Here is a 21120-nt window from a genome sequence, read left to right as displayed (position 1 = left end):
CGCCACTCTACCCAACGTCATGTCACGTGAGCTATTGAATTCGCGATTCACAACGGAGCGATGGATATTTAGGGTACGCGCAATTTCAGCCTGAGTCATACCATTGGCAGCACTCTCCTCCGCGAGAGCCTTCCGTAATGCTCTGCGCACCTTTCCAATCAAACGACCGGCTGCGCGTCGACTAGGAGTCAAAGTAATTGGTAACGACGTCATAAGCGCTCTCTCCCCCGATAAATTTTGGCTCATTCAATTCCAAGGCGTCACGCTGTCGAACCGCTTGCTCAGCGTAAGCCGTATAATTTTCCATCTGTTTCAAGATGTTAGCGTCAACAACCTCAGACGCTATGAAAACGTCTTTTTTATAAAACCAGCCGAAAATCCTCACGTCATCCGTCTTCAACTCCCAAATACCATTTGACCGGCCTTTGATTCTTTTGAAATCCCCGCCATTGCCTCTATTTGTGTCATGAGCAAATTCCTCACCGCTACAGAATGTGGCGATCAAAGCATCTACCTGTTCTGGTGCCGTGACTTTTGGCTTCCATTGCGCCTCAATATTTGGAAGTGAAGTCGCAAACTGACCAAAGGCACGTGGTGTTGCATAAATTAGCCGTCGTTCCTGTACGCTAAGGCCTAACACTGCATCAATTTTGATGAGGTCACCTCGTTCACACAAAATAGGTATTGTTGCCATTTATATCAACAACCTTATGAGTCAAACGTCAATCAATTATAAATTGCACCATATGAAATTTATCTCAAGCCTTTAGATAGGTACCTAATTTCAATAATTTACAAACTGTACAAGAATGAAACGAATTGTCCCAATCTGCAGGACATTTTCTCCGTGACATCCTGAAAATCAGGCCATGCCGAGCTAGGCAAGCACGAATACGCCGAATTGCGGGGCGGTGCTGAGCCAGGATTGCGCCACCCGCCAGCCTGCGTCACGCGCCAGTGCGGCCAGCGAATCGGGCGTGAACTTATGCGAATTTTCGGTGTGCAGACGCTCACCCGCCTTGAAGGCGAAGGTATGACCGGCGGCCTTGACGATCTGATCATAGCGGCTGACCAGATGCATCTCCATGCGCTGAAGGGCAGAATTCCAGACGGCGAGGTGGTCGAAGGCGGACAGATCGAACGTGCCGTTCAGTTCGCGGTTGATACGGCGCAGCAGGTTCTTGTTGAAAGCTTCGGTCACCCCTTGCGCGTCGTCATAGGCGGCCACCAGAGTCGCTTCGTCCTTGACCATATCGGCGCCGAGGATCAGCCGCGCCTGCGGCCCCAGCAGGCTGCGCAGGGATTTGAGCAGGTCGCGGGCCTCGGCGGGGGCGAAATTGCCGATGGTCGAACCGGGGAAGAAACCGACCAGCGGACGATCCCGCAAGGAGCGCGGCAGTTCCATCTTTTGCGTGAAATCACCGACCACCGGCGTCACCGACAGGTGCGGATAGGCTTGCGACAGTCGCACCGTGGCCAGACGCAGGGCGTCCTCGCTGATGTCGATCGGCAGATAGGCACCGATATGCGGCGCGGCGTCGAGCAGGATCTGCGTCTTGTCGCTGGCCCCGCTGCCGAATTCGACCAGCATGGCATCCCCTGGCAGGTCGGCGGTCAATTCAGCCGCGATGTCGGCCAGCAGGGCGGTTTCAGTGCGCGTCGGGTAATATTCGGGCGTCCGGCAGATGGCCTCGAACAGATCCGAGCCGGTGGCGTCGTAGAAATATTTCGGCGACAGGCTCTTTTGCCGCGCTGACAGACCCGCCACCACATCGGCGGCGAAACCCGCCGTGCCATCGTCGCCTTCGGCGTTTGTGAGCGTCACATCGCGGGCGAGGCGCAGGCCAGAGCGCATCCAGCGTTTTTCCGGCGCGAAGAAATTACGATAGGTCGGGCGGCTGTGGCCCGGCGGCGTGAAGGCGCTGCCGCCACGTAAACTCATCTGGCCGCTCATGAACTTGCCATTATATTCGCCGACTGCACCCGCATCGGCCTGAAAGCCCGGATAGGCCAGATAGGCGCTGGCCGTCCATTGCCAGGCCACGTCGTCAACCTGTTCGAGTGCGCCGTCCGTGGCCGCCAGTTCCCATTCGGCCTCACTGGGCAGGCGCGCCCCGGCCCAGCGCGCAAAGGCGTCGGCCTCGTAAAAACTGACATGGCTGACGGGGGCCTCGGGATCGAGCGGATGCAGGCCGCGCAGGCTCATTTCCTGCCAGCCGGCATCGCTCTTTTGCCAGTAAAACGGTGCGTCCCAGCCCTCGGCTTGCGCCCGCGCCCAGCCATCGGACAGCCAGAATTCGGGGCGGCGGTAACCGCCGTCTTCGATAAAGGCCAGCCATTCGCCATTGCGCACCAGCCGGTCGCTGATCTCAAACGGTGGCAGCCAGACCTTGTGGCGCGGGGTTTCATTATCAAACGCGAAGCCTTCCGCCGCGCCGATTTCGACCAGACCGCCGGGGCGAAGCTGGAAATGCCCCTTGCGGCCGGGCGCATCGGCGGGCCAGTCTGCGTCATAGGCCGGTTTGAGCGCCGAGCGCGACAACAGGTGCAGCACGTCCATCAAGAGCAGTTCCTGATGCTGTTCTTCGTGGGCGAGGCCGAGCGCCAGCAGGTCTTCGGTGTCGGCATCGGTATCGAGCAGAGCCTGCATATGGTGATCGACATGGCGGCGATAGGCCAGCACCTCATCGAGCGGCGGGCGCGTCATCAGGCCGCGTTCGGCGCGCGGCTGGCGCGGCCCCAGAGCTTCGTAATAGGAGTTGAACAGGAAGGCGTAGTCGGGATCAAAGGGCGCATAGCCGGGCTGCGCCTTCAACAAAAACGTCTCGAAAAACCAGCTCGTATGGGCGAGGTGCCATTTGACCGGGCTGGCGTCGGGCATGGACTGCACCACCATATCTTCCGGCGTCAGGGGCGCGATCAGGTCGAGGCTGCGCTGACGCACGGCCTGATAGCGGTCGCGGCGGCTGGCGGGCGCAGGCTTACGCATCGGGCAGAGTTTCATGGGATGGCCTTCCCGGCGGTTGGGTAGGAAAAGATACGCGGTACGCGGCGAAAAGGTTATACAAGATGCGATAATTTTCTTTTTCGCATCTTGGCAAGGCCGACTTGCTTGTTAACGAAATGGCCGCCCGAGCCTATGCGAGGAGCCCATTCTTAAAAAGCAGGGTGGCGGCGTCTGAGCTAAAAATACATTACGCGGGCAGGATCTCGATGGAATCGACACGATCGGGGTAGAAGGCGAGATGTCCGGCGATCTCGGCCACAGCCTCATAGGGCTGTTCGTAGCTCCAGACGGCGTTGCGCGCCTTGTCGCCGCCCGCCGGGATGCTGAAATAGTGGCAATCACCCTTATAGGGGCAATAGGTGGTGTGGTCGGTGGGCGTGAGCAGCGACATATCGACATCGGCGCGCGGTATATAGGCCACCGCCGGATAGCTGGCTTCCTTCAGGCTTAAGGCGTTGCGGCTGTCGGCCACCACCTTGCCTGCCACGGTGACGACGATGCGCGAAGGCTCCGGGCGGATAGTGATCGGATGATCCGGGCCGGGGATTCTGACGGGCTTATCGGGCATGGGGGCTCCTGATTTCGCGTTGACGGCTTCGCATAGATAGGAAGCACGTCCGGAAATAAAAATGCCATGACGGAATATGTAATGGCATGGGCTTTTATCGCGCCTTGCCGGGTCAGAAAACGGCAGCAGCCCCGGCTGTTTACCGCTTGAGCTTGCTGCCGCGCCCCGAACGTTCCAGCTTGCCCCAGCCCACCGCCATACCGCGCGCCGCCGCCAGCAGGGCCTTGATCACGACATAATACATGATCTGGCGATAGACGAAGCGTTGCGACAGCAGCCAGAAGACCGGATAGGATTTTTCGCGTGGTTCCAGCCAGAAGGCGATGGCACCGCACAGGGCATCAATCGTCAGGAAGGCCACCCAGTAGATCAGCATCCGGCCAATATCGCTGTCGGTCTGGGCCCAACCGTGATTATAGACCTGCACCCAGGTGGCGAAAACGCTGACGATCAGGGCGAAATCGATCAGCGGTGAGATCACCGAAAAACCGATCTGGAACACCCAGGCCTGCGGAATGCCGATAAAGGCCAGACCCTTGGGTTTGCCTGAACGCAGCAAGCCGCTATGTTTCCACAGGCATTGCAGCGTGCCGTAAGCCCAGCGGAAGCGCTGTTTCATCAGCGCCCGGAAGCTTTCCGGCGCTTCGGTCCAGGCCACGGCCTCCTGATCATAGGCGACCTGCCAGCCCAGTCTTTGCACGGCGATGGTCAGATCCTGATCCTCGGCCAGGGTATTATGCGGATAGCCGCCCACGGCATCGAGCGCCGCGCGCCGCCAGGCACCTACGGCACCCGGCACCACCATCATGGCGCCAAAGGTGGCCAGGGCGCTGCGTTCGAGGTTTTGCGCCGTCACATATTCGACCGCCTGCCACTTGGTGACCCAGTTGAAACGGTTGCCCACCTTGGCATTGCCGGCCACCGCGCCGATTTCCGGGCGGATGAACCAGCGCACCAGCCGGGCGATGGTTTCCGGCTCGAACTGCGTATCGGCGTCAAGCGCGATGATCAGGCTGCCTTTTGAGGCCGCAATGCCGTTATTGACGGCGGTGGCCTTACCGGCATTGGCCTGGGTGATCAGTCTGACGCGCGCATCGTCGGCAAAGGCGGCGGCCACAATGGCCGAGGTGTCGTCCTTTGAGCCATCATCGACGACGATCACTTCCAGCGCCACGCCACGGCTTTCGAGCACGCGCCGCACCGAGGCCTCGATGACGCGCGCCTCATTGAAGGCCGGAATGATCACGCTGACGAAGCTGGCCTCGACAAAGGCGACGACGGCATCGGCCTGCGCTTTGTCGTCCCCGGTACCGGGTGCATCCATATGGCCGCTATATTCGGCATAGATGGCCAGGGCCGACAGGATCAGGGCGCGGCTGATCCCTAAGATGATGGCGATGACGAACATCCATTTCAGCGCCACGCCCGCCCAGTCGAGAAGCATGAAGACGCCGACATCGAAGCGCACCTCGGACAGTTCGCTGCCCGACAGTTTCGGCATGGTCTGATCATAGGTCAGCCCCACCAGATCGCCGACCGGCACGAAGGTATAGCCCTCGGCCTTCAGCGTGTTCAGGATGATGGGCAAGGCCTTGATCGTCTGTTCACGGTTACCGCCGGAATCGTGCATCAGGATGATCTCGCCCGAACGGCATTCGGACGAATCATATTTGCAGGCTGCGGTCTGCTGACTGGCCTCGCCGTCTTTGACCCCTTGCAGGACATTATGGATAATGGTCTGAACGCCCGGCCTTTGCCAGTCCTCGGAATCGACGTGCAGACCCACATTGGTATAGCCGAGATTCTGCGCGGCGAGGGCGGGGCCCAGTTCGTTTTCCGTGGTCGGCTCGGCATCGCCGAAATAGGGAATGCGCAACAGCCGCATCGAACGGCCCGTATAGGCCTCGACCACGCGCTGCGTCGAGTTCAGCTCCAGCCTGACCCATTCGGGCGGCACTCTCGACATGTCGGGATGGGTATAGGAGTGATTGCCAATCGTATGGCCTTCAGCCACCATCTGACGCAGCAGGGCCGGATGGTCGAGCGCCTTTTCGCCGATGACGAAGAAGGTGGCGGGCACATGCTCGGCTTTGAGGATTTTCAGGATCTGCGGCGTCCAGCGCGCATCGGGGCCGTCGTCGAAGGTCAGGGCCAGCTTGCCGGGGCTATAGCCGGTGCGGCGCACCACATAGGGGGTAGGCAGCACCTGATAGGTTTCGTCCTGAGCGATTCCGTGCTTGTCGAAATCGACCGTGCGGCTGCCATTGGTGGGGGTGGCGTCGATATGGACAATTTCGCCATTGCCCTCGACATCGACATCGCCGATGGGCGACAGCTTGGTCAGGTCGGGCGTTTTGCCGGTCTGGAAATCACGCAGGGCCCGCCACACCGCCGGGTCTTCGGTGCCCATGCGCCACAGGGCCACGCCCCAGACATTGGAGGCATCGATCGATTTGAGCTGGTTCCAGGCGCTGACAGCGTCGAGCATCCAGACCTCGTGGGTCAGACCGTTCTCTTCATAGGAAAAATGCGCGTTGCCCGATACCGGATCAAATTCGATCTGCGCCTGCGATTCACGCGCGATGCGCCACGATTCCTCGACCGTGCGCGGTGTCGCATTGATCGAACCATCGGGCATTTTCGTCCAGTCGTAAGCATACGAGCCGATACAGATAATGGCCTTGTCGAGCGGCACGCTTTTCAGCGCATAGGCGAGGCGTTCGTTGAACCAGCTCTGGGCGGCGATGGGCCCCGGCGGATCGACCATCGAATGCTGATCATACACCATCAGGAACAGGCGATCCGAAGCCTTGGCAAACGCCTTGAGATTCCACACATCGGTATCGACCGGCGCGGTCAGGGTGACGGCGAAGCCCTGCTTGCCCAGGATCGTGCGGGACTCGCGGATAAACACCAGATAGGCGTTCAGGCTGTTGTCAGGCAGGGTTTCAAAGTCGAACACCACGCCCTGCGCCTTTTCCTTGCGCAGCATGTCGCCGATCTGGTTGATCAGTTTCAGCCGGGCCGCCGGACTGGCCAGCAATTTGGCGGTATTGGGGCCGTCCCACGCCTCATTGCTGACATTCTGCACCATGATCAGTTCTTCGGGCCGGTGCGCCGCATTCTGCATCAGATAGTTGAAATGATCGTCGGCCTGATAGATGAATTTGTGATCAGGCCCGGTGATCGAGGCCAGAACCGGCACGACAATATCGATATTATTGATGTGCTTTTCCAGCGAAACGCTGCTGGCGTCGTCCCACGGCGTGTAAAAGGCGGTGATGGTCTGGGTCACACTGGCATGGCCGCCGCGCGCCGTCAGGGCCGGGTGGCGCGGATTGGCGTGGTTGAGCACGATTTTGGACGCATGGGCCTGCGGATATTCCATGTGCAGGTCAAGGCCCTGCGGCACGGGTACGATCAGGATCGACAGGATCAGGCCGACGAACAGCACAATAGCCAGTCCGATCAGGCTCAGGACGCCGATCAGGGAGGTGCGCCTGCGTCGCCCGCTGGGGTCGTAAAAAATCGGTTTGAGCATGAGAGTCAATGTGACAGGGAATCTGTAATCCGCTTATCGTCTCGTATTGTGGCAAATGCCAGACGCTAAATGGCGCGTAGCAGATTTTTTTTGACAACCGCAATCCTTCGGTCGCCACGCCAGTCTCCACATCAAGACCTTATGAGGCAGGCCGTGGCGGGTGGTGCCTTTTTACAGCTACGCAGCGATAATGCGGACTTTGTAAAAACAAAGCGCACGAGCCTGAAAAATCCATGTTCAACGCACGCACCTTCAGCCAGTGGTCGACGGAACGGCTGCGCAGCCTGTATGCGCATATGCGTCCGTGGCCGCATCGGGCTGCCGAACGGCTGCATCGCGGCTGGAACGCCACATCGCGCACCGTGCGCTGGACGGCGGCGGCGGTCATCGTGGCCATGCTGGCCGTCATCATCTTTCTGGCCCTGCCCAACTGGAACTGGTTCCGTCCGGCCCTTTCCTCGATCGTGTCGGCCCGTCTGCATCGCCCGGTGCGCATCGATGGCCCCTTGCGCGTCCATCTGTTCAGCTTCACGCCTGAGGCCAGTTTGCAGGGCCTGAAAATTGGCGAACCTTCCGGCCTGGTCAAGGACGCGCCGAAGGCCGATCTGGCCGACATCGGCGGAATCGCCGTCAGGGCCGAACTGATGCCTTTGTTCATCGGCCGCATCGTCCTGCCGCGTTTGCAGATCGACCGGCCCGTCGTCACCCTGTTTCAGGACGCCGCCGGTCACGCCAACTGGGATTTCAGCAACGGCGCCAATAAGGGTCAGCCCCGGCACCTGCCGCTGATCAAGAATTTCATCATCCATGACGGCCATATCAGCATGAACAGCCTGTCACGCAAATTGCGCTTTTCCGGCACTGTTTTTGCCCGCGAAAAGGCCGATGCGGGTGGGCAGGCTTTTGGCCTGAACGGCAAGGGCAGCCTCAATGGCAAGGTGTTTGAGATGCAGGCGACAGGCGGGCCTCTGCTCAATGTGCGCACCAGCGTGCCTTATCCGTTCGACATGGCCGTCCGGGCGGGCGAGACGCAAATCACGGCGCGCGGGCGCGTTTTGCATCCGTTCGATCTTGGCCAGATTGACGCCGCCATGACGCTGAAAGGCGGTAATCTGGCCGATCTTTATTACCTCACGGGCCTCACCCTGCCCGATACCCCCGCCTATAGCCTGGCCGCGCAGGTAAAGCGCGATGACCGCACCTATACGATCAGCGGCATTGATGGTCGTGTCGGCGGCAGCGATCTGGCTGGCGCGCTGAAGGTAAAAATCGCCACGGATGGCCGCCCCGACCTGACCGGCGATCTGCGTTCGCGCCGTCTCGATTTCAAAGATCTCGGCACCCTGTTCGGGGCCACCGCTGCCAATGCGCCTCAGGCCCCGAAACTGTCCGCCGATCCGCACGCCACCGCCGCTGTGCGCCGTCTGCTGCCCGATGTGCCGCTCGATGTTGAGCGCGTGCGCGGCATGGACGCCGATGTCCATTATAAGGCTCTGTCGGTGCTGGCACCCCATCTGCCGCTGCGCGGGGTCAGTCTGGGCATCAGGCTCGATCACGGGCTGATGACGCTTGATCCAATCGTTTTCAGCTTCCCGCAAGGCCATCTGGAGGGCACGGCGCGCATCGACGCCCGCAAGGCCGTGCAGCAGGACGCCGTCGATTTTCGCGTCACCCATCTGCGCGTTCAGGATTTCGTACCGGCCTTTCAGGGCAGCGAGCCGCTGGAGGGCGTGATCAGTGCCCGCATTCGCGCTCAGGGCACCGGCAATACGATCCATAAGGCCGCCGCCAGCGCCGATGGTCAGTTCGCGCTGGTCATGCCGGGCGGCACAGTGCGGCAAAGTCTGGCCGAACTGATGGGGATCGACGCCAGCAAGGGGCTGTTCATGCTGCTGTCAAAAGACCCGCACCAGACCGATGTGCGCTGCGCCGTCGCCAATTTCCGTATCCAAGATGGGATAATGCAGGCGCAGCAGATCGTTTTCGACACGGGCGTGGTGGTGGTCAACGGGTCGGGCAGTATCAATCTCAAAGATGAAAGCCTGAATCTGGCCTTCAGGGGGCAGGCGAAAAAATTCCGCCTCGTGCGCATCAAGACGCCCATCATGATCGGCGGTCACCTGACCGCGCCGACCTTCGGCGTCAAGATTGGGCCGGCTCTGGCGCAGGGCGGTATCGGCGTGGTGCTGGGCACGGTCAGCGCGGGGCTGGCCGCCTTGCCCTTCGTCAATCTGGAGGGTGCGCCCGACGCCAATTGCGCCAGCCTGTTATCAACGGCCCATGCCAGGGGCGCACCGGCGACGAAATAGGCGGGGGAATCCACAGATGAACACAGATGTTGTGGATAGGCTTCACGCTACCGCTATCGACACGCTTCTATGCCGTGCAACGGCGAAAAACTCGCCCCCGCTCATAAAAGAGATAGCGGTAGCGTGAGATGAGCCGAAACATCTGTGTTCATCTGTGGATACAAAAAAGCCCCGGTCACATAAACCGGGGCTTTTTTAAATCTGCTTATCGCGCCAGCCAGCCGCCATCGACCGGGATGATGGCGCCATTGACGTAATCCGAAGCCGGGGCGGCCAGGAAGACTGCCGTGCCGCCAAGATCAGCCGGATCGCCCCAGCGACCGGCCGGGATGCGGTCAAGAATGGCCTTTTCACGCACCTCGTCGGCCCGGATCTGGGCCGTGTTGTCGGTGGCCATATAGCCGGGCGCGATGGCGTTGGTGTTGACGCCTTTCGACGCCCACTCATTGGCCAGCAGGCGGGTAATGCCCGCTATGCCCGACTTCGACGCCGTGTAAGAAGGCACGCGGATGCCGCCCTGGAAGCTGAGCATCGAGGCGATATTGATGATCTTTCCGTAACCTTGCGAAATCATGTGCTTGCCCGCCGCCTGGGCCATGAAAAAAGCGCCCTTGATATTGACGTTCATCACGTCGTCCCAGTCTTTTTCCGAGAAATCGACGGCGTCCTGACGGCGGATCAGGCCGGCATTATTGACGAGGATATGCAGGCCGCCAAGGCCCGACAGCGTCTCCGAAACGATGCGCTCGACCGGCTCGATGCTCATCAGATTGGCGTCGATATTGATGAATTTACGGCCAAGCGCCGTCACCTTCTGGCCGGTTTCATCAGCCGGCACGATACCGGCGGCGGCGATGTCGGCCCCCGCAGCGGCCAGAGCGAGGGCTATGCCCTGACCGAGGCCGGTATTGGCGCCGGTGACCAGAGCCACCTTGCCGCTGAGATCGAATGGATTAGGCATGTTTAAATTCCCTTCTTCATCCTGCCCCGCTTGCGGGGAAGGTGGATTGACGCCTTGGCGTCAAGACGGAAGGGGGATGGGTAGTGTCCGCGTTTTCCCCCTCCCACCGCTTCGCGGTCCCCCCTCCCCGTAAACGGGGAGGGATAGGAGGTTATGAGCCTATGCCAGTTGGCAAATATCGAGCACGTTCAGGTCGGTATAGTCGAGGTTTTCCCCGCCCATCGCCCAGATGAAGGCGTAGTTCGACGTGCCCGCGCCCATATGGATCGACCACGGCGGCGAGCAGACGGCTTCGTTGTTTTTCATCACGATATGACGCGCCTTGTCGGGCTCGCCCATGAAGTGGAAGACGCGGTCGTTTTCGCCAAGGCCGAAGTAGAAATAGATTTCCGAACGGCGGTCATGCAGGTGCGGTGGCATGGTGTTCCACACCGAACCGGGCGACAGGATGGTCAGGCCCAGCAGCAACTGGCAGGATTTGGCGGTGGACGGCACGATATACTGATAGATGACGCGCTCATTGGATTGCTCCAAGGAACCGCGCGCCAGCGGCACAGCCTGATCGATCGAAATCTTGACCGTCTCATAGCGCTGATGCGCCGGGGTCGAGGTCAGGTAGAAGAGGGCCGGATTGGCGGCGTTGTCCGAAGCGAACAGAACATCCTTCGTGCCCATCGGGATGTACAGGCCGTCCTTCGGCACCAGATCATAGATGGTGCCATCGACGGTGACCTTACCGGAACCGCCGCCGACATTGATCACGCCCAGTTCGCGGCGTTCAAGAAACGGATGGCCCGCCGCAGAAGCCGGTTCGGTCTGGTCGGGCAGCTTCAGCGCGCCCTTGACCGGGGCCGCGCCGCCGATCACGAAACGCTCGAAATGGGTGTAGTTGAGCACCACGGCGTCCGGTGCGAACAGGCCCGGCACCAGATATTTCTCGCGCAGGTCTTCGTTCGACGCTCCGGCCATCATGTCGGGGTGGGTGGCGTGATAGATTTTGCTGTAGAGCGAGGTCTGGCACATGGGTAGGAGTCTCCGGTCAGGGTCTGTTTGCGCCAATTCGATCAAATCGGCGCATTTTCGATCTCTTTAGAGCTTATAAGCCGCCTTGGGAAGATTATAAGTCAAATCTTTGATCACTTCCGCCGCATCATCCATATTGAGCCGGTGTTCGGCCACCAGACGGGCCAGGAAGCTGGCATCGACGCGGCGGGCCACATCATGACGCGCCGGGATCGACAGGAAGGCGCGCGTATCGTCATTAAAGCCGACCGTATTATAGAAACCCGCCGTCTCGGTCACCTGCTCGCGGAAACGCATCATGCCTTCGGGTGAGTCGTGGAACCACCATGAGGGGCCGAGCCTGAGGATCGGATAGTGACCGGCCAGCGGGGCCAGTTCGCGCGCATAGGAGGTTTCATCGAGCGTGAACAGGATGACGGTCAGGTTTTTCTCATTGCCATAGGCATCGAGCAGCGGCTTCAGTTCGTTGACATAGCCGGTCTGCATCGGAATATCAGCGCCCTTGTCGCGGCCAAAGGTGTCAAAAACCTGCCGGTTGTGGTTGCGGTAGGCCCCGGGATGGATCTGCATGGTCAGGCCGTCATCGAGCGACATGCGCGCCATTTCGGTCAGCATCTGGGCGCGGAACAGTTCGGCGTCTTCGGCGCTGACATGCTTTTTCAGCACGCGATGGAACAGATTCTTGGCGTCGCCGGACGACAGATTGGCGGTGCGCGCCGTCGGGTGGCCGTGATCGGTAGAGGTGGCGCCCATCGTCATGAAAAACTGGCGGCGCTGGCGGTGGGCGGCCAGATAGCCCTTCCATGAACGCACATCCTCGCCGGTCAGTTCGCCGAACAGGTCGAGCCTGGCGTGGAAATCCTCATGTTCGGGATCGATGACCGGATCGGGACGATAGGCGGTGACGACGCGGCCTTTCCAGCCGGAAGCTTTAATTTTGGCGTGATGCTCCAGCGTGTCGGTAGGGCCTTCGGTGGTGGCCAGCAGTTCGATATTGAAACGCTCAAACAGGGCGCGCGGCCTGTAGGCGTCCGAGGCCAGCAGTTCGCCGATGCGGTCGAAGTAAAAATCCGCCGTGCTTTCATCAAGCGCTACCTCAAAACCCATGATATTGGCGAAGACGTACGACATCCACATCGCGGTCGGCGTGCCGCGAAACAGGTGCTGGTTGGCGGCGAAGAGACGCCAGGCCGTGCGCGCATCGGCAGGCGAGGGGCCAGAGCGTGTGCCTACGCCGACATCCTGCATCGAGATGCCCTGCGAATAGAGCATCCGGTAGATGTAGTGATCCGGCGCCAGGAACAGCTCGGTGGCATTGCCGAAACCGGCATTATCGGCAAACCACGCCGGATCGGTATGGCCATGCGGGCTGAGGATCGGGAAATCCTTCACCAGCGCATAAAGCTCGCGCGCAAGACCGCGCTGGGTCGGGTCGGATGAAAACAGGCGATCTTCATGCACGAGGAGAGGCTTGGTCATAAGCGTAACCGTATATAGGTGCGAAACTCTGGTTCAGTGGAGGCCTGTGGCGTCCGCGCGCGTGAACCGCGCTGTTCGGCAAGGGCTTCCCGCGCCTAGGTAACCGGTGTCAATTGATTTGGCAACAGATTTGAATCGGCTGGCGTCAAATTCATGTCAAAAATGACGACCGGATATAGGGCAGGCCGCAGGCTTAGAGCGTTTCCCCAAAAAGTGGATCCACTTTTTGGATGAGGAAGAGCGAAAAAACAAAAACTTAGAGCGCCGATCTGAGTCTATCAGATCGAAAAGGTCTATCAGATCGAAAAGCGCTCTAAAGTCATAAATTGTCGCGCGCTTTGCACCACGATAAAAGAACAGCTTGCCAAAGGCAGGTGTTTGGATTTATGACACCGGTTTCCGCAATGGGTAATTATTTAAGCTAGAAGCGCTCAGTCCGGGCAAGGCCCTTTCAGTACCATGTCAATAATACCGTCCAGTTCCACAGCCCCGATCACCGGGGCCATCCGCGTCGATTCCGCCGATCAGGTGGCTGTTGCTTTAAGCGATCTGACAGCGGGCGAAACCGTGCGCCTCGGCGGCCTTGAGCTTGTTCTGCGCGATGACATTCCCAAGGGCCACAAGCTGGCCCTCGTGCCGATCCGGTCGGGCGAGGCGGTCAGCAAATACGGCTTCCGCATCGGTCTGGCCACCACGGATATTGCGCCCGGCCAGCACGTCCACAACCATAATCTGAAGACCGCCCTGACCGGCCTCGAAGACTATGTCTATGCCCCCGAAGCGCCTGCTACGCCCCGTCCGGCCAAGGGCAGTTTTATGGGCTATAAGCGCAACTGGGGCGGTGACGGCCATTCGGTTGGTATCCGTAATGAAATCTGGGTCTTATGTACGGTCGGCTGCGTGGCGCGCACGGCCGAGCGGCTGGCCCGTCAGGCGCATGAGCGCTTCAGTGGCCGGGTGGATGGGGTTTACGCCATCACCCATCCGATGGGCTGTTCGCAACTGGGCGATGATCTGTCGCATACGCGCAAACTGCTGGCCTCGCTGGCCTCGCACCCCAATGCCGGGGCCGTGCTGATTGTAGGCTTAGGCTGCGAAAACAATCAGTTATCCGAATTGATCAAGCTGGTGGATCGGCCCTCGGATCGCTTTGCTTATTTCGCCGCCCAGATGGTGGATGACGAAAACGAGGCGGGCATGGCAGCGCTGGAAGCGCTGGTGACGGTGGCCGAAAAAGACCGCCGCGAACCGTGCGATGCTTCCGATCTGGTCATCGGCGTCAAGTGCGGTGGTTCGGACGCCTTTTCCGGCCTGACTGCCAATCCGGTGGTCGGACGCATCGCCGACAAGGTGGCTTTTGCGGGCGGCAAGGCGATATTGAGCGAGATACCGGAGATTTTCGGCGCCGAACGGCAATTGATGGCGCGGGCGCGCGACAGGGCGACGTTTGACGGCGTGGTCAGCGTGGTCAATGATTTCAAGGCCTATTTCCTGGAGCATAACCAGCCGATTTTTGAAAACCCTTCGCCGGGCAATAAGGCTGGCGGGCTTACCACCCTGGAAGAAAAATCGCTGGGCGCGGTGCAGAAGGGTGGCACCAGTCCGCTCAATGACGTATTGCGCTATGGTGAGCGCGTCCATACGCCGGGCCTGAGCCTGCTCGAAGCGCCGGGCAATGATGCGGTGTCGTCCACGGCGCTGACGGCGGCGGGCGCGGTGATGGTTCTGTTCACCACCGGGCGCGGCACGCCGCTCGGCTTTCCGGCCCCGACGGTCAAGATCGCCTCCAATTCGGCCCTGGCGGCCAAAAAGCCGCACTGGATCGATTTCGACGCCGGTGTGGCGCTGGACGAGGGGGTGGAAGCCGCCGCCGATGCGCTGATGGACAGGCTGTTCGCCATCGCTTCGGGCGAAACCTGCCGCAATGAAATCAATGATGAGCGCGAGATCGCCATCTGGAAAAATGGAGTCACCTTGTGACGAGACTGTCGCTCAACGAACTGCCGCGCCTGCCCGAAGCTGTTGCCGTGCCCGCCTATGATCCGGCCTCTGTGCAGACCGGCATCGTCCATTTCGGGCCGGGTGCCTTTTTCCGCGCCCATCAGGCGGCCTATGTCGATGCGCTGCTGGCCAAGGATCCGCGTTGGGGTATTTGCGGCGTGTCGCTGCATTCGGCGGGCGTGCGCGATGCGCTGGAAGCGCAGAACGGCCTTTATACACTGGCCATTCTCGACGAAGAGATCAGCTACCGGGTGATCGGATCCTTGCGTGAGGTGCTGGTGGCGCCTGAAGACCGCGAGGCGGTTTTCCAGCGCCTGACAAAGCCTTCCGTGCGGATCGTCACCTCAACCGTCACCGAAAAAGGCTACTGCCTCGGTGCTGATTTCACGCTCGATTTCGCCCATCCCGACATTGTGCATGACGTGCAAAATCCCGCCGCGCCGAAAAGCTTCATCGGCTATGTGGTGGAGGGCTTGCGTCGCCGTCACCAGAATGGCCAGTCGCCCTTCGTGCTGATCGCCTGCGACAATCTGCCGAGCAACGGCCATCGCCTGAAGGCCGCCGTGGTGGCGCTGGCCGGGCGGCAGGACAAGGCGCTGGCCGACTGGATCGCAGCGGAACTGGTCTGCCCGTGCACCATGGTCGATTCGATCACCCCCGCCACCGACAATGCCCTGCGCGCCCGTGTGGCCGAGATGATCGGCCATGACGATGCCTGGCCGATCCAGCGCGAAGCCTTTACGCAATGGGTGATCGAGGCGCACCCGCATGAGGATGGCCCCGACTGGGCCAGCGTCGGCGTGACCCTCACCGATAATGTGCCGGCCTTCGAGCGCGCCAAGCTGCGCCTGCTCAATGGCCCGCACTCAACGCTTGCCTATGTGGGGTCACTCAAAGGTTTTGAAACCGTGGCCGAGGCGATGCAGGACGAAGAGCTGGCCGGTTTCGTGCGCGCCCTGATGCTGGACGACATCGCGCCCCTACTCGAAGCCCCGGCAGGCCTTGATCTGCCCGCCTATTGCGAGGCCATTCTCAAGCGTTTCCGCAATCCGGCCATCCGCCACCTGCTGGCCCAGATCGCCTGGGACGGCTCGCAAAAACTGCCGATCCGTATCTTAAGCTCACTGTCGGAAGCGCTTGAGCAGGGCCGCGACATATCGCGCCTGTGCGTGCCGCTGGCGGCGTGGATGCGCTTTGTGCGCGGCAAGGCCGTGACGGGCGGTGACCTGACCGACCCGCTGGCTGAAACCCTGCTGGCCGTGGGTCGTGCCTGTGATGACAGCGCAGCGGATGCAGCGCGGTTCCTGGCCCTGCGCGAAGTCTTCCCCGAAGGGCTGGCCAGGACGCCCGCCTTTGCCGATGGCGTCGCCAAGGCCTATGCGGCCCTGATATAGGGCTTTAACCCTGACCGGTCAGGCGAGCTAGGGCAGCCTGATAATTGGCGATCTGGTCGGTCAGATATTGCGGCACCGTGCCGGCGCCGTTGCCGGTGGTCTTGGCGGCGGGCTGCGGATCGCCGTTTTCCAGATAGGTATAAACCTTTTGGATATTGGCCATCGTCGCCTTCAGCGAGGTGATGGCGTCGGCAATATTCTGGCTCGAATTGAGATTGAGCGAGGAATTGAAGCTCAGCCCCATATCCTTTTTCGAACTCGTATAGTTGGATGAATTCGGATCCATCGTCTGATTGGCGGCATTGCTGACCAGACCGGCGGGCAGACCAAGCCCCGCCAGCGCATCCTGTCCGGCGGGCCCGGCCACAAATTCCATCGCGCTGGAGGAATTGGCGGGTGTGATGGTCAGTTGGTTCTGCTGTTTGCCGATGATCTTGGTCACGCTGACATTAAGCTGGTAGCTTGAGGCGCGCTGAATCTTGGTGGCCAGACTGGCCATCGTCTCACCGGCGTCGATGGTGATGGTTTGCTGCACGCCCGTTTGCGGATCGACCATGTAGAACTTGTCGCCCGCACGGACGCTCGAATTGGCGGTGATCAGATCGGAATCGGTCTGCTGGATCGTGCCCTGAGGCAGGCCCAGCTTGTCGAGAATGCTGGAACCGCCACTGGACACCGCAATCGAATTGGTGGTGACCACGCCGTCCGTGCCGCTGTTGCGCACCTGCGACACAACCTGACCGCTGGCCACATTGATCTCGGCCAGATAACCGTCCTGCTTGCCGATCTGGGTGGTGCCAGCGATCGCGCCCGTGGTCTGTCCGGCGATATAGGCATTGCCGTTGGAAAAGGCGACCTGGGCGTTCTGTTCATTGCCCGCGCCGCCATAATAGGCAATCGTGTCGCCCGAAGTGTCGCTTAAATTGGTATTGACCGACAGGGCGAAGGCGTCATAGCCGCCGGAATAGGCGTGGGTGACATTGGCCGTGGCCCCCACCAGATTACTGTTGGAGGTGGAGCCGCCCAGATAGACCTGGCCATTCTGCACGGCCAGAGCGCTGACATTGCCGCCGCCTATGCCGCCCAGCGAGCGCTGGCCTGTCTCGACTGCCTTGCCTGTTGAGATGTCGTAAGAGGTCAGTACCGTGTCATTATTTTGCAGGCTGGCTACGTAGAGCGTGTTGCCATCCAACGCTACCTGGGCGGTCGAATCGGATTGTGGCGTGCCGGTCTGTTGGGTGAACAGACTTTGGCCAGTGGCGGAAAAACCCTGCACATAGGCGTCCCAGCCGCCCTGTTCGCCGGTGGTGGCACCCTGCATCGTGCTTTGCGTCTTGCCACCGACATAGACTGAATCATCGGCCCCGAAGGCGACGCTGGTGGCCTGATCGGCAGCGGTGGCGGCACGGCGCTGCGTCCAGGCCTCGGTGCCATCATTATTGAGCACGGTGACGAAGCTGTCGGTCTGGGTGGGGTCGCTGCCGCTCAGTTCAGCGGTGGAGGGGGCCACGCCCGTATCGACCGGCAGGCCGTACTTATTGAGCGTGGTGCTGGGATTATTGATGTCGAGCGCACCGGTCACCGAACCGGCAATCGCCACCTTGCCGTCAGCCGAAACCGACAGGGCATAGCCCGAAGCGGTGTCGGATGCGCCGAGCATCCGCGTATAGACGACATTGCCCGCCGAATCATACTTGGTCAGGGCCACGTCCTGCGTGCCCTTGATGTCCTGCCCGTCCGTGGTGCCATTGACATTGGCCAGCACATAGACCGAGCCGTCTGTGCCCGTGGCGGTGGCCAGGGCGTCGGTGGTGGTGTTAGTGGACTGGGTGGTGCCGTTGACCACATCGGCCACGGTGGCGGGCAGGGCGGTCTGGCCCGATTCGCCACTCACCCAATAGGTGTCGCCGACCTGCGACTTGGTGGGATCGAGGGCCGCGCCGGTGGCGTTGTCGCTGGTCTGGAATTTCAGCAGTTGCGAGGTGACATCGGTGGCGGGTGTGGCGTCGGCCGCCGTGGTCGAGCTGGTGCTGGTCGTCGTCGAACTGGTCGAGGATGTCGTGCTGGGCGTCACCACCTTGGTGGGGTCGCCGGTCGTCTGGGTCACATAGACCGAATCGGCGGTGTCGGGCGCGTTGAGCGTTACGGTTTCGTAGGAGGCCCCGTTGATTTTCAGCCCGTAGGAGGCCTGCCCCGCCGACAGGGTGACGGTCTGGCCATTGAGCGTGGTGGTGACCGGCACGGCGGGCGTGGTATTGACGGCCATGCGCGTGCTGAGGCCGGCGGCCTTCAGCTTGTCATTCATGTAGGAGACGACATTCGACATGCTGCGCGTCGTCGTGCCCATTTCCGACAGGTCAAAATTGACGGTGATCGGCGCAGGTGTGCCGACGCGGTTCACCGTCATCGAAAACTGGACATTGCCCTGAAAGGCGTTGACGGCGCTGGACAGCGAGCCGGTCTGGATATTCTGCCCGATATAGGTGGAATTGGTGGTGGCCGTGCCAACCGTATTTTGCAGATTGTCGGTCAGGGTTCCGGCGGTGAGTGAAACATGGTCGTAATTGGTGGATGAGATATAGTTTTCCGCCTCGGTCATGCCTTGCGTGAAGCGGCGCTGATAGGCGACCAACTGATTGCTCGATACATTCTTGGCCTGGGCGGCTGTCGCAATGCCTTCCAGCGCGCTCAGGCCCTGATACAGGGTGAACAGCTTGGTATAGTCGGGCGACGCATTGATGACGTTCGAGGTGATCCGGTTGGGATTGATGAAGGACTGGCCCTGCATCACCTGGTTGACGAGATTGCTTTCCTCGCTGGCGGCGTTGCTGTCGTTCCACGGCGCGGAAGGCGCATCGGCAGATCCGGTAGGCGAGGTCGTCTTGGTGGGAGTAGCGGTGGCGGTGGTGGAGCCGGATGTGCCACTCGCCGAGGTGCCGGTAATGCCCGCCTTGGCGTTGTAATAATTGGTCAAAAGGGTGGTTTCGTCCGTCGAGGATGACGACGAACTGGTGAACAGCGACAGGGCGACTGTGGCGTTCTGAATATTCATGGCTGGATATTCATCTGACGGAATCCGGGGCTATAGCGCTTGGATTATGCCGTCAGGAAGCCTAAGCCTTGATTAAAAAACAGGGTTAATGGCAAATATCTATCTGATATTTCAAGAAATGTGTCAGGAATGACATAATATTTTCGTTACGCCGGAAGACAGAAAACGCCCCGTAGTTTTCGGAATCATGATCCGAGAATTACGGGGCATTTTTTGTTAGGAACGCTAAACTTTGGCTGGGCTCAGTTTCGGCGTAATCAGATGAATCACGCCGAAGGCCAACAGATAGGTGAAGGCGGCGATGGCGAAGATCAGCGTGTAGGAATGGGTGGTTTGCAGGATCCAGCCAACGAAGATCGACATGACCATGCCGCCCACCGCACCGGCTGAGCCGCCAATGCCGAGCACGCTGCCGACACCAGCGGGCGGGAAAAGATCAGAGGGCAGGGTGTAGAGGTTGCACGAGAAGGCCTGATGGCCAGCCGTGGCCAGACCGATCATCAGAACGGCGGGCCAGAGGTCGTGGACATTGTGGATGAAGAACATCGGCACGGCGCACAGGGCAAACAGGAAGAGGGCGGTTTTGCGCGCGACATTGACCGACACGCCGCGGTGAATCAGCGTCGAGGACAGCCAGCCGCCCGCCACCGAACCTATGTCCGACATCAGATAGATAACGATGAGCGGCACGCCGAACGAGGTGATGTCGAGGCCGTAATTCTTGTGCAGAAAATCGGGCAGCCAGAACAGGTAAAGCCACCAGATCGGGTCGATCATGAACTTGCCGAGCGCATAGGCCCAGGTTTCCTTGACGGTCAGAAGCTTGAACCAGCCGATCTTTTCGTTATTGCCGAGAACCTTACCGCTTTCGATATAGGTCAGTTCGGCGGGCGAGACCTTTTTGTGTTCGGTCGGGCGGCGGTACATGATGAACCACGGGATCAGCCACAGAAAGCTCAAAGCGCCGGTGAACAGAAACGAGCCGCGCCAGCCCCAGTTGAGGCCGTGAAACTCAACAGGAAATGTGCCGATATGGAATTTACCCAGGGCAATAAACGGGATGATGGCGGCGGCGATCATGATGCCGATCGAGGTGCCGGCATTGAAGACACCGGCGGCCAGGGCGCGTTCCTTTTGCGGGAACCATTCCGAGATCGCCTTCAGGCTGGACGGGAAGGCCCCCGATTCGCCAAGGCCGAGCGCAAAGCGGGCCACGGCGAACTCAGTCACCCCCGTCACCATGCCGGTGGCCATATGGGCCAGCACCCAGATCACATAGCCGATGGCGTAGCCGATACGCACACCGGCCACATCGAGCAGGCGTCCGAACGACATCTGGCCGATGGCGTAGGCGGCCTGAAACCAGAAGACCAGACCGGCATAGGTTTCCTCGGTCCAGCCGAACTGGGTCTGCAATTCGCCTTTGAAAAGGCCCAGCATCTGGCGGTGGGTATAGTTGATGGCCAGGGCCGTGAACAGCAGGGCCACAATGCCCCATCTGTAGCGTCCGCTGGGCTGCGCCTTGGCGCCGGTATCGTCTGGCATTTTTTTGAGTCCCTGTATCTGGTCTATTGTCCCGGATTTTTATTGACGCGACCTTATCCGCAATCTGACACCGGTGACAACCTTAAAAAGCATCCGGGCAGGCCGGGCTGAGTCACATTTCTATCAGGCTTAGCCTTTTAGAGCGGGTTGCATTCCTTTGACCGATTCAATCAGAATGCAAACCGCTCTAACGCTTCGCGCCCTGAGCCCGGCTCGATGACACATCCCTATTGCTACGCA

Annotated in this window: 12 protein-coding genes and 1 pseudogene; 3 read left to right on the top strand and 10 right to left on the bottom strand. The window is 60.2% G+C overall.

All coding sequences use genetic code 11. The features are described 5' to 3' along the window. Nucleotides 1-27: 27 nt before the first annotated feature. The 5 genes and pseudogenes from QB905_RS15305 to QB905_RS06705 form a co-directional block, all read right to left on the bottom strand. Nucleotides 28-99: pseudogene (locus tag QB905_RS15305) on the bottom strand (hypothetical protein); the annotation flags it as partial. An 82-nt stretch (nucleotides 100-181) separates the two neighbouring features. Next, on the bottom strand, nucleotides 182-694 hold the full coding sequence (locus QB905_RS06720; RefSeq protein ID WP_282973858.1) for a hypothetical protein: 513 nt from the start codon (nucleotides 692-694) through the stop codon (nucleotides 182-184). Between the two features lie 183 nt (nucleotides 695-877). Beyond that, on the bottom strand, nucleotides 878-3004 hold the full coding sequence (gene egtB, locus QB905_RS06715; protein ID WP_282973856.1) for an ergothioneine biosynthesis protein EgtB: 2127 nt from the start codon (nucleotides 3002-3004) through the stop codon (nucleotides 878-880). Between the two features lie 190 nt (nucleotides 3005-3194). Beyond that, nucleotides 3195-3575 carry a DUF427 domain-containing protein gene (locus tag QB905_RS06710; protein WP_282973854.1) on the bottom strand — a complete coding sequence of 127 codons (381 nt, stop codon included), beginning with the start codon at nucleotides 3573-3575 and terminating at the stop codon, nucleotides 3195-3197. A gap of 139 nt (nucleotides 3576-3714) precedes the next feature. Then, nucleotides 3715-7116 carry a glycosyltransferase gene (locus tag QB905_RS06705; protein ID WP_282973853.1) on the bottom strand — a complete coding sequence of 1134 codons (3402 nt, stop codon included), beginning with the start codon at nucleotides 7114-7116 and terminating at the stop codon, nucleotides 3715-3717. A gap of 233 nt (nucleotides 7117-7349) precedes the next feature. Between QB905_RS06705 and QB905_RS06700 the strand changes: the two genes are divergently transcribed. Further along, nucleotides 7350-9425, top strand: coding sequence for an AsmA family protein (locus QB905_RS06700; RefSeq protein ID WP_282973851.1), 2076 nt, complete (start codon nucleotides 7350-7352; stop codon nucleotides 9423-9425). A 205-nt stretch (nucleotides 9426-9630) separates the two neighbouring features. On the opposite strand, the gene kduD is transcribed toward QB905_RS06700, so the two are convergent. From kduD to uxaC, 3 genes are all read right to left on the bottom strand, one after another. Further along, nucleotides 9631-10386, bottom strand: a complete 756-nt coding sequence (gene kduD / locus QB905_RS06695; RefSeq protein ID WP_282973850.1) for a 2-dehydro-3-deoxy-D-gluconate 5-dehydrogenase KduD — start codon at nucleotides 10384-10386, stop codon at nucleotides 9631-9633. Between the two features lie 159 nt (nucleotides 10387-10545). After that, nucleotides 10546-11409, bottom strand: a complete 864-nt coding sequence (gene kduI, locus QB905_RS06690) for a 5-dehydro-4-deoxy-D-glucuronate isomerase (RefSeq protein ID WP_282973849.1) — start codon at nucleotides 11407-11409, stop codon at nucleotides 10546-10548. Between the two features lie 66 nt (nucleotides 11410-11475). After that, the gene (gene uxaC / locus QB905_RS06685) at nucleotides 11476-12888 is read right to left on the bottom strand and encodes a glucuronate isomerase (protein ID WP_282973847.1); all 1413 of its coding nucleotides are present in this window, start codon (nucleotides 12886-12888) and stop codon (nucleotides 11476-11478) included. Between the two features lie 459 nt (nucleotides 12889-13347). On the opposite strand from uxaC, the gene QB905_RS06680 reads away from it, so the two are divergent. Then, entirely contained in the window at nucleotides 13348-14868 is a 1521-nt protein-coding gene (locus QB905_RS06680; protein WP_282973846.1) for a UxaA family hydrolase, read from the top strand. Next, nucleotides 14865-16283 (top strand): mannitol dehydrogenase family protein, encoded by a 1419-nt coding sequence (locus QB905_RS06675; protein ID WP_282973844.1) that lies wholly within the window; start codon nucleotides 14865-14867, stop codon nucleotides 16281-16283. Before QB905_RS06680 ends, QB905_RS06675 begins: the two co-directional genes overlap by 4 nt. Nucleotides 16284-16287: 4 nt before the next feature. On the opposite strand, the gene QB905_RS06670 is transcribed toward QB905_RS06675, so the two are convergent. Together QB905_RS06670 and QB905_RS06665 are read right to left on the bottom strand one after the other, a co-directional pair. Further along, on the bottom strand, nucleotides 16288-19335 hold the full coding sequence (locus QB905_RS06670) for a beta strand repeat-containing protein (RefSeq protein ID WP_282973843.1): 3048 nt from the start codon (nucleotides 19333-19335) through the stop codon (nucleotides 16288-16290). Between the two features lie 225 nt (nucleotides 19336-19560). After that, nucleotides 19561-20880 carry an MFS transporter gene (locus QB905_RS06665; RefSeq protein ID WP_282973842.1) on the bottom strand — a complete coding sequence of 440 codons (1320 nt, stop codon included), beginning with the start codon at nucleotides 20878-20880 and terminating at the stop codon, nucleotides 19561-19563. Nucleotides 20881-21120 lie beyond the last annotated feature (240 nt).

The sequence above is a fragment of the Asticcacaulis sp. EMRT-3 genome (assembly GCF_030027245.1).
Taxonomy (GTDB): Bacteria; Pseudomonadota; Alphaproteobacteria; order Caulobacterales; family Caulobacteraceae; genus Asticcacaulis.
Note: the sequence above shows the minus strand (reverse complement) of the source record. Positions and strands in the feature narration are given on the sequence as shown.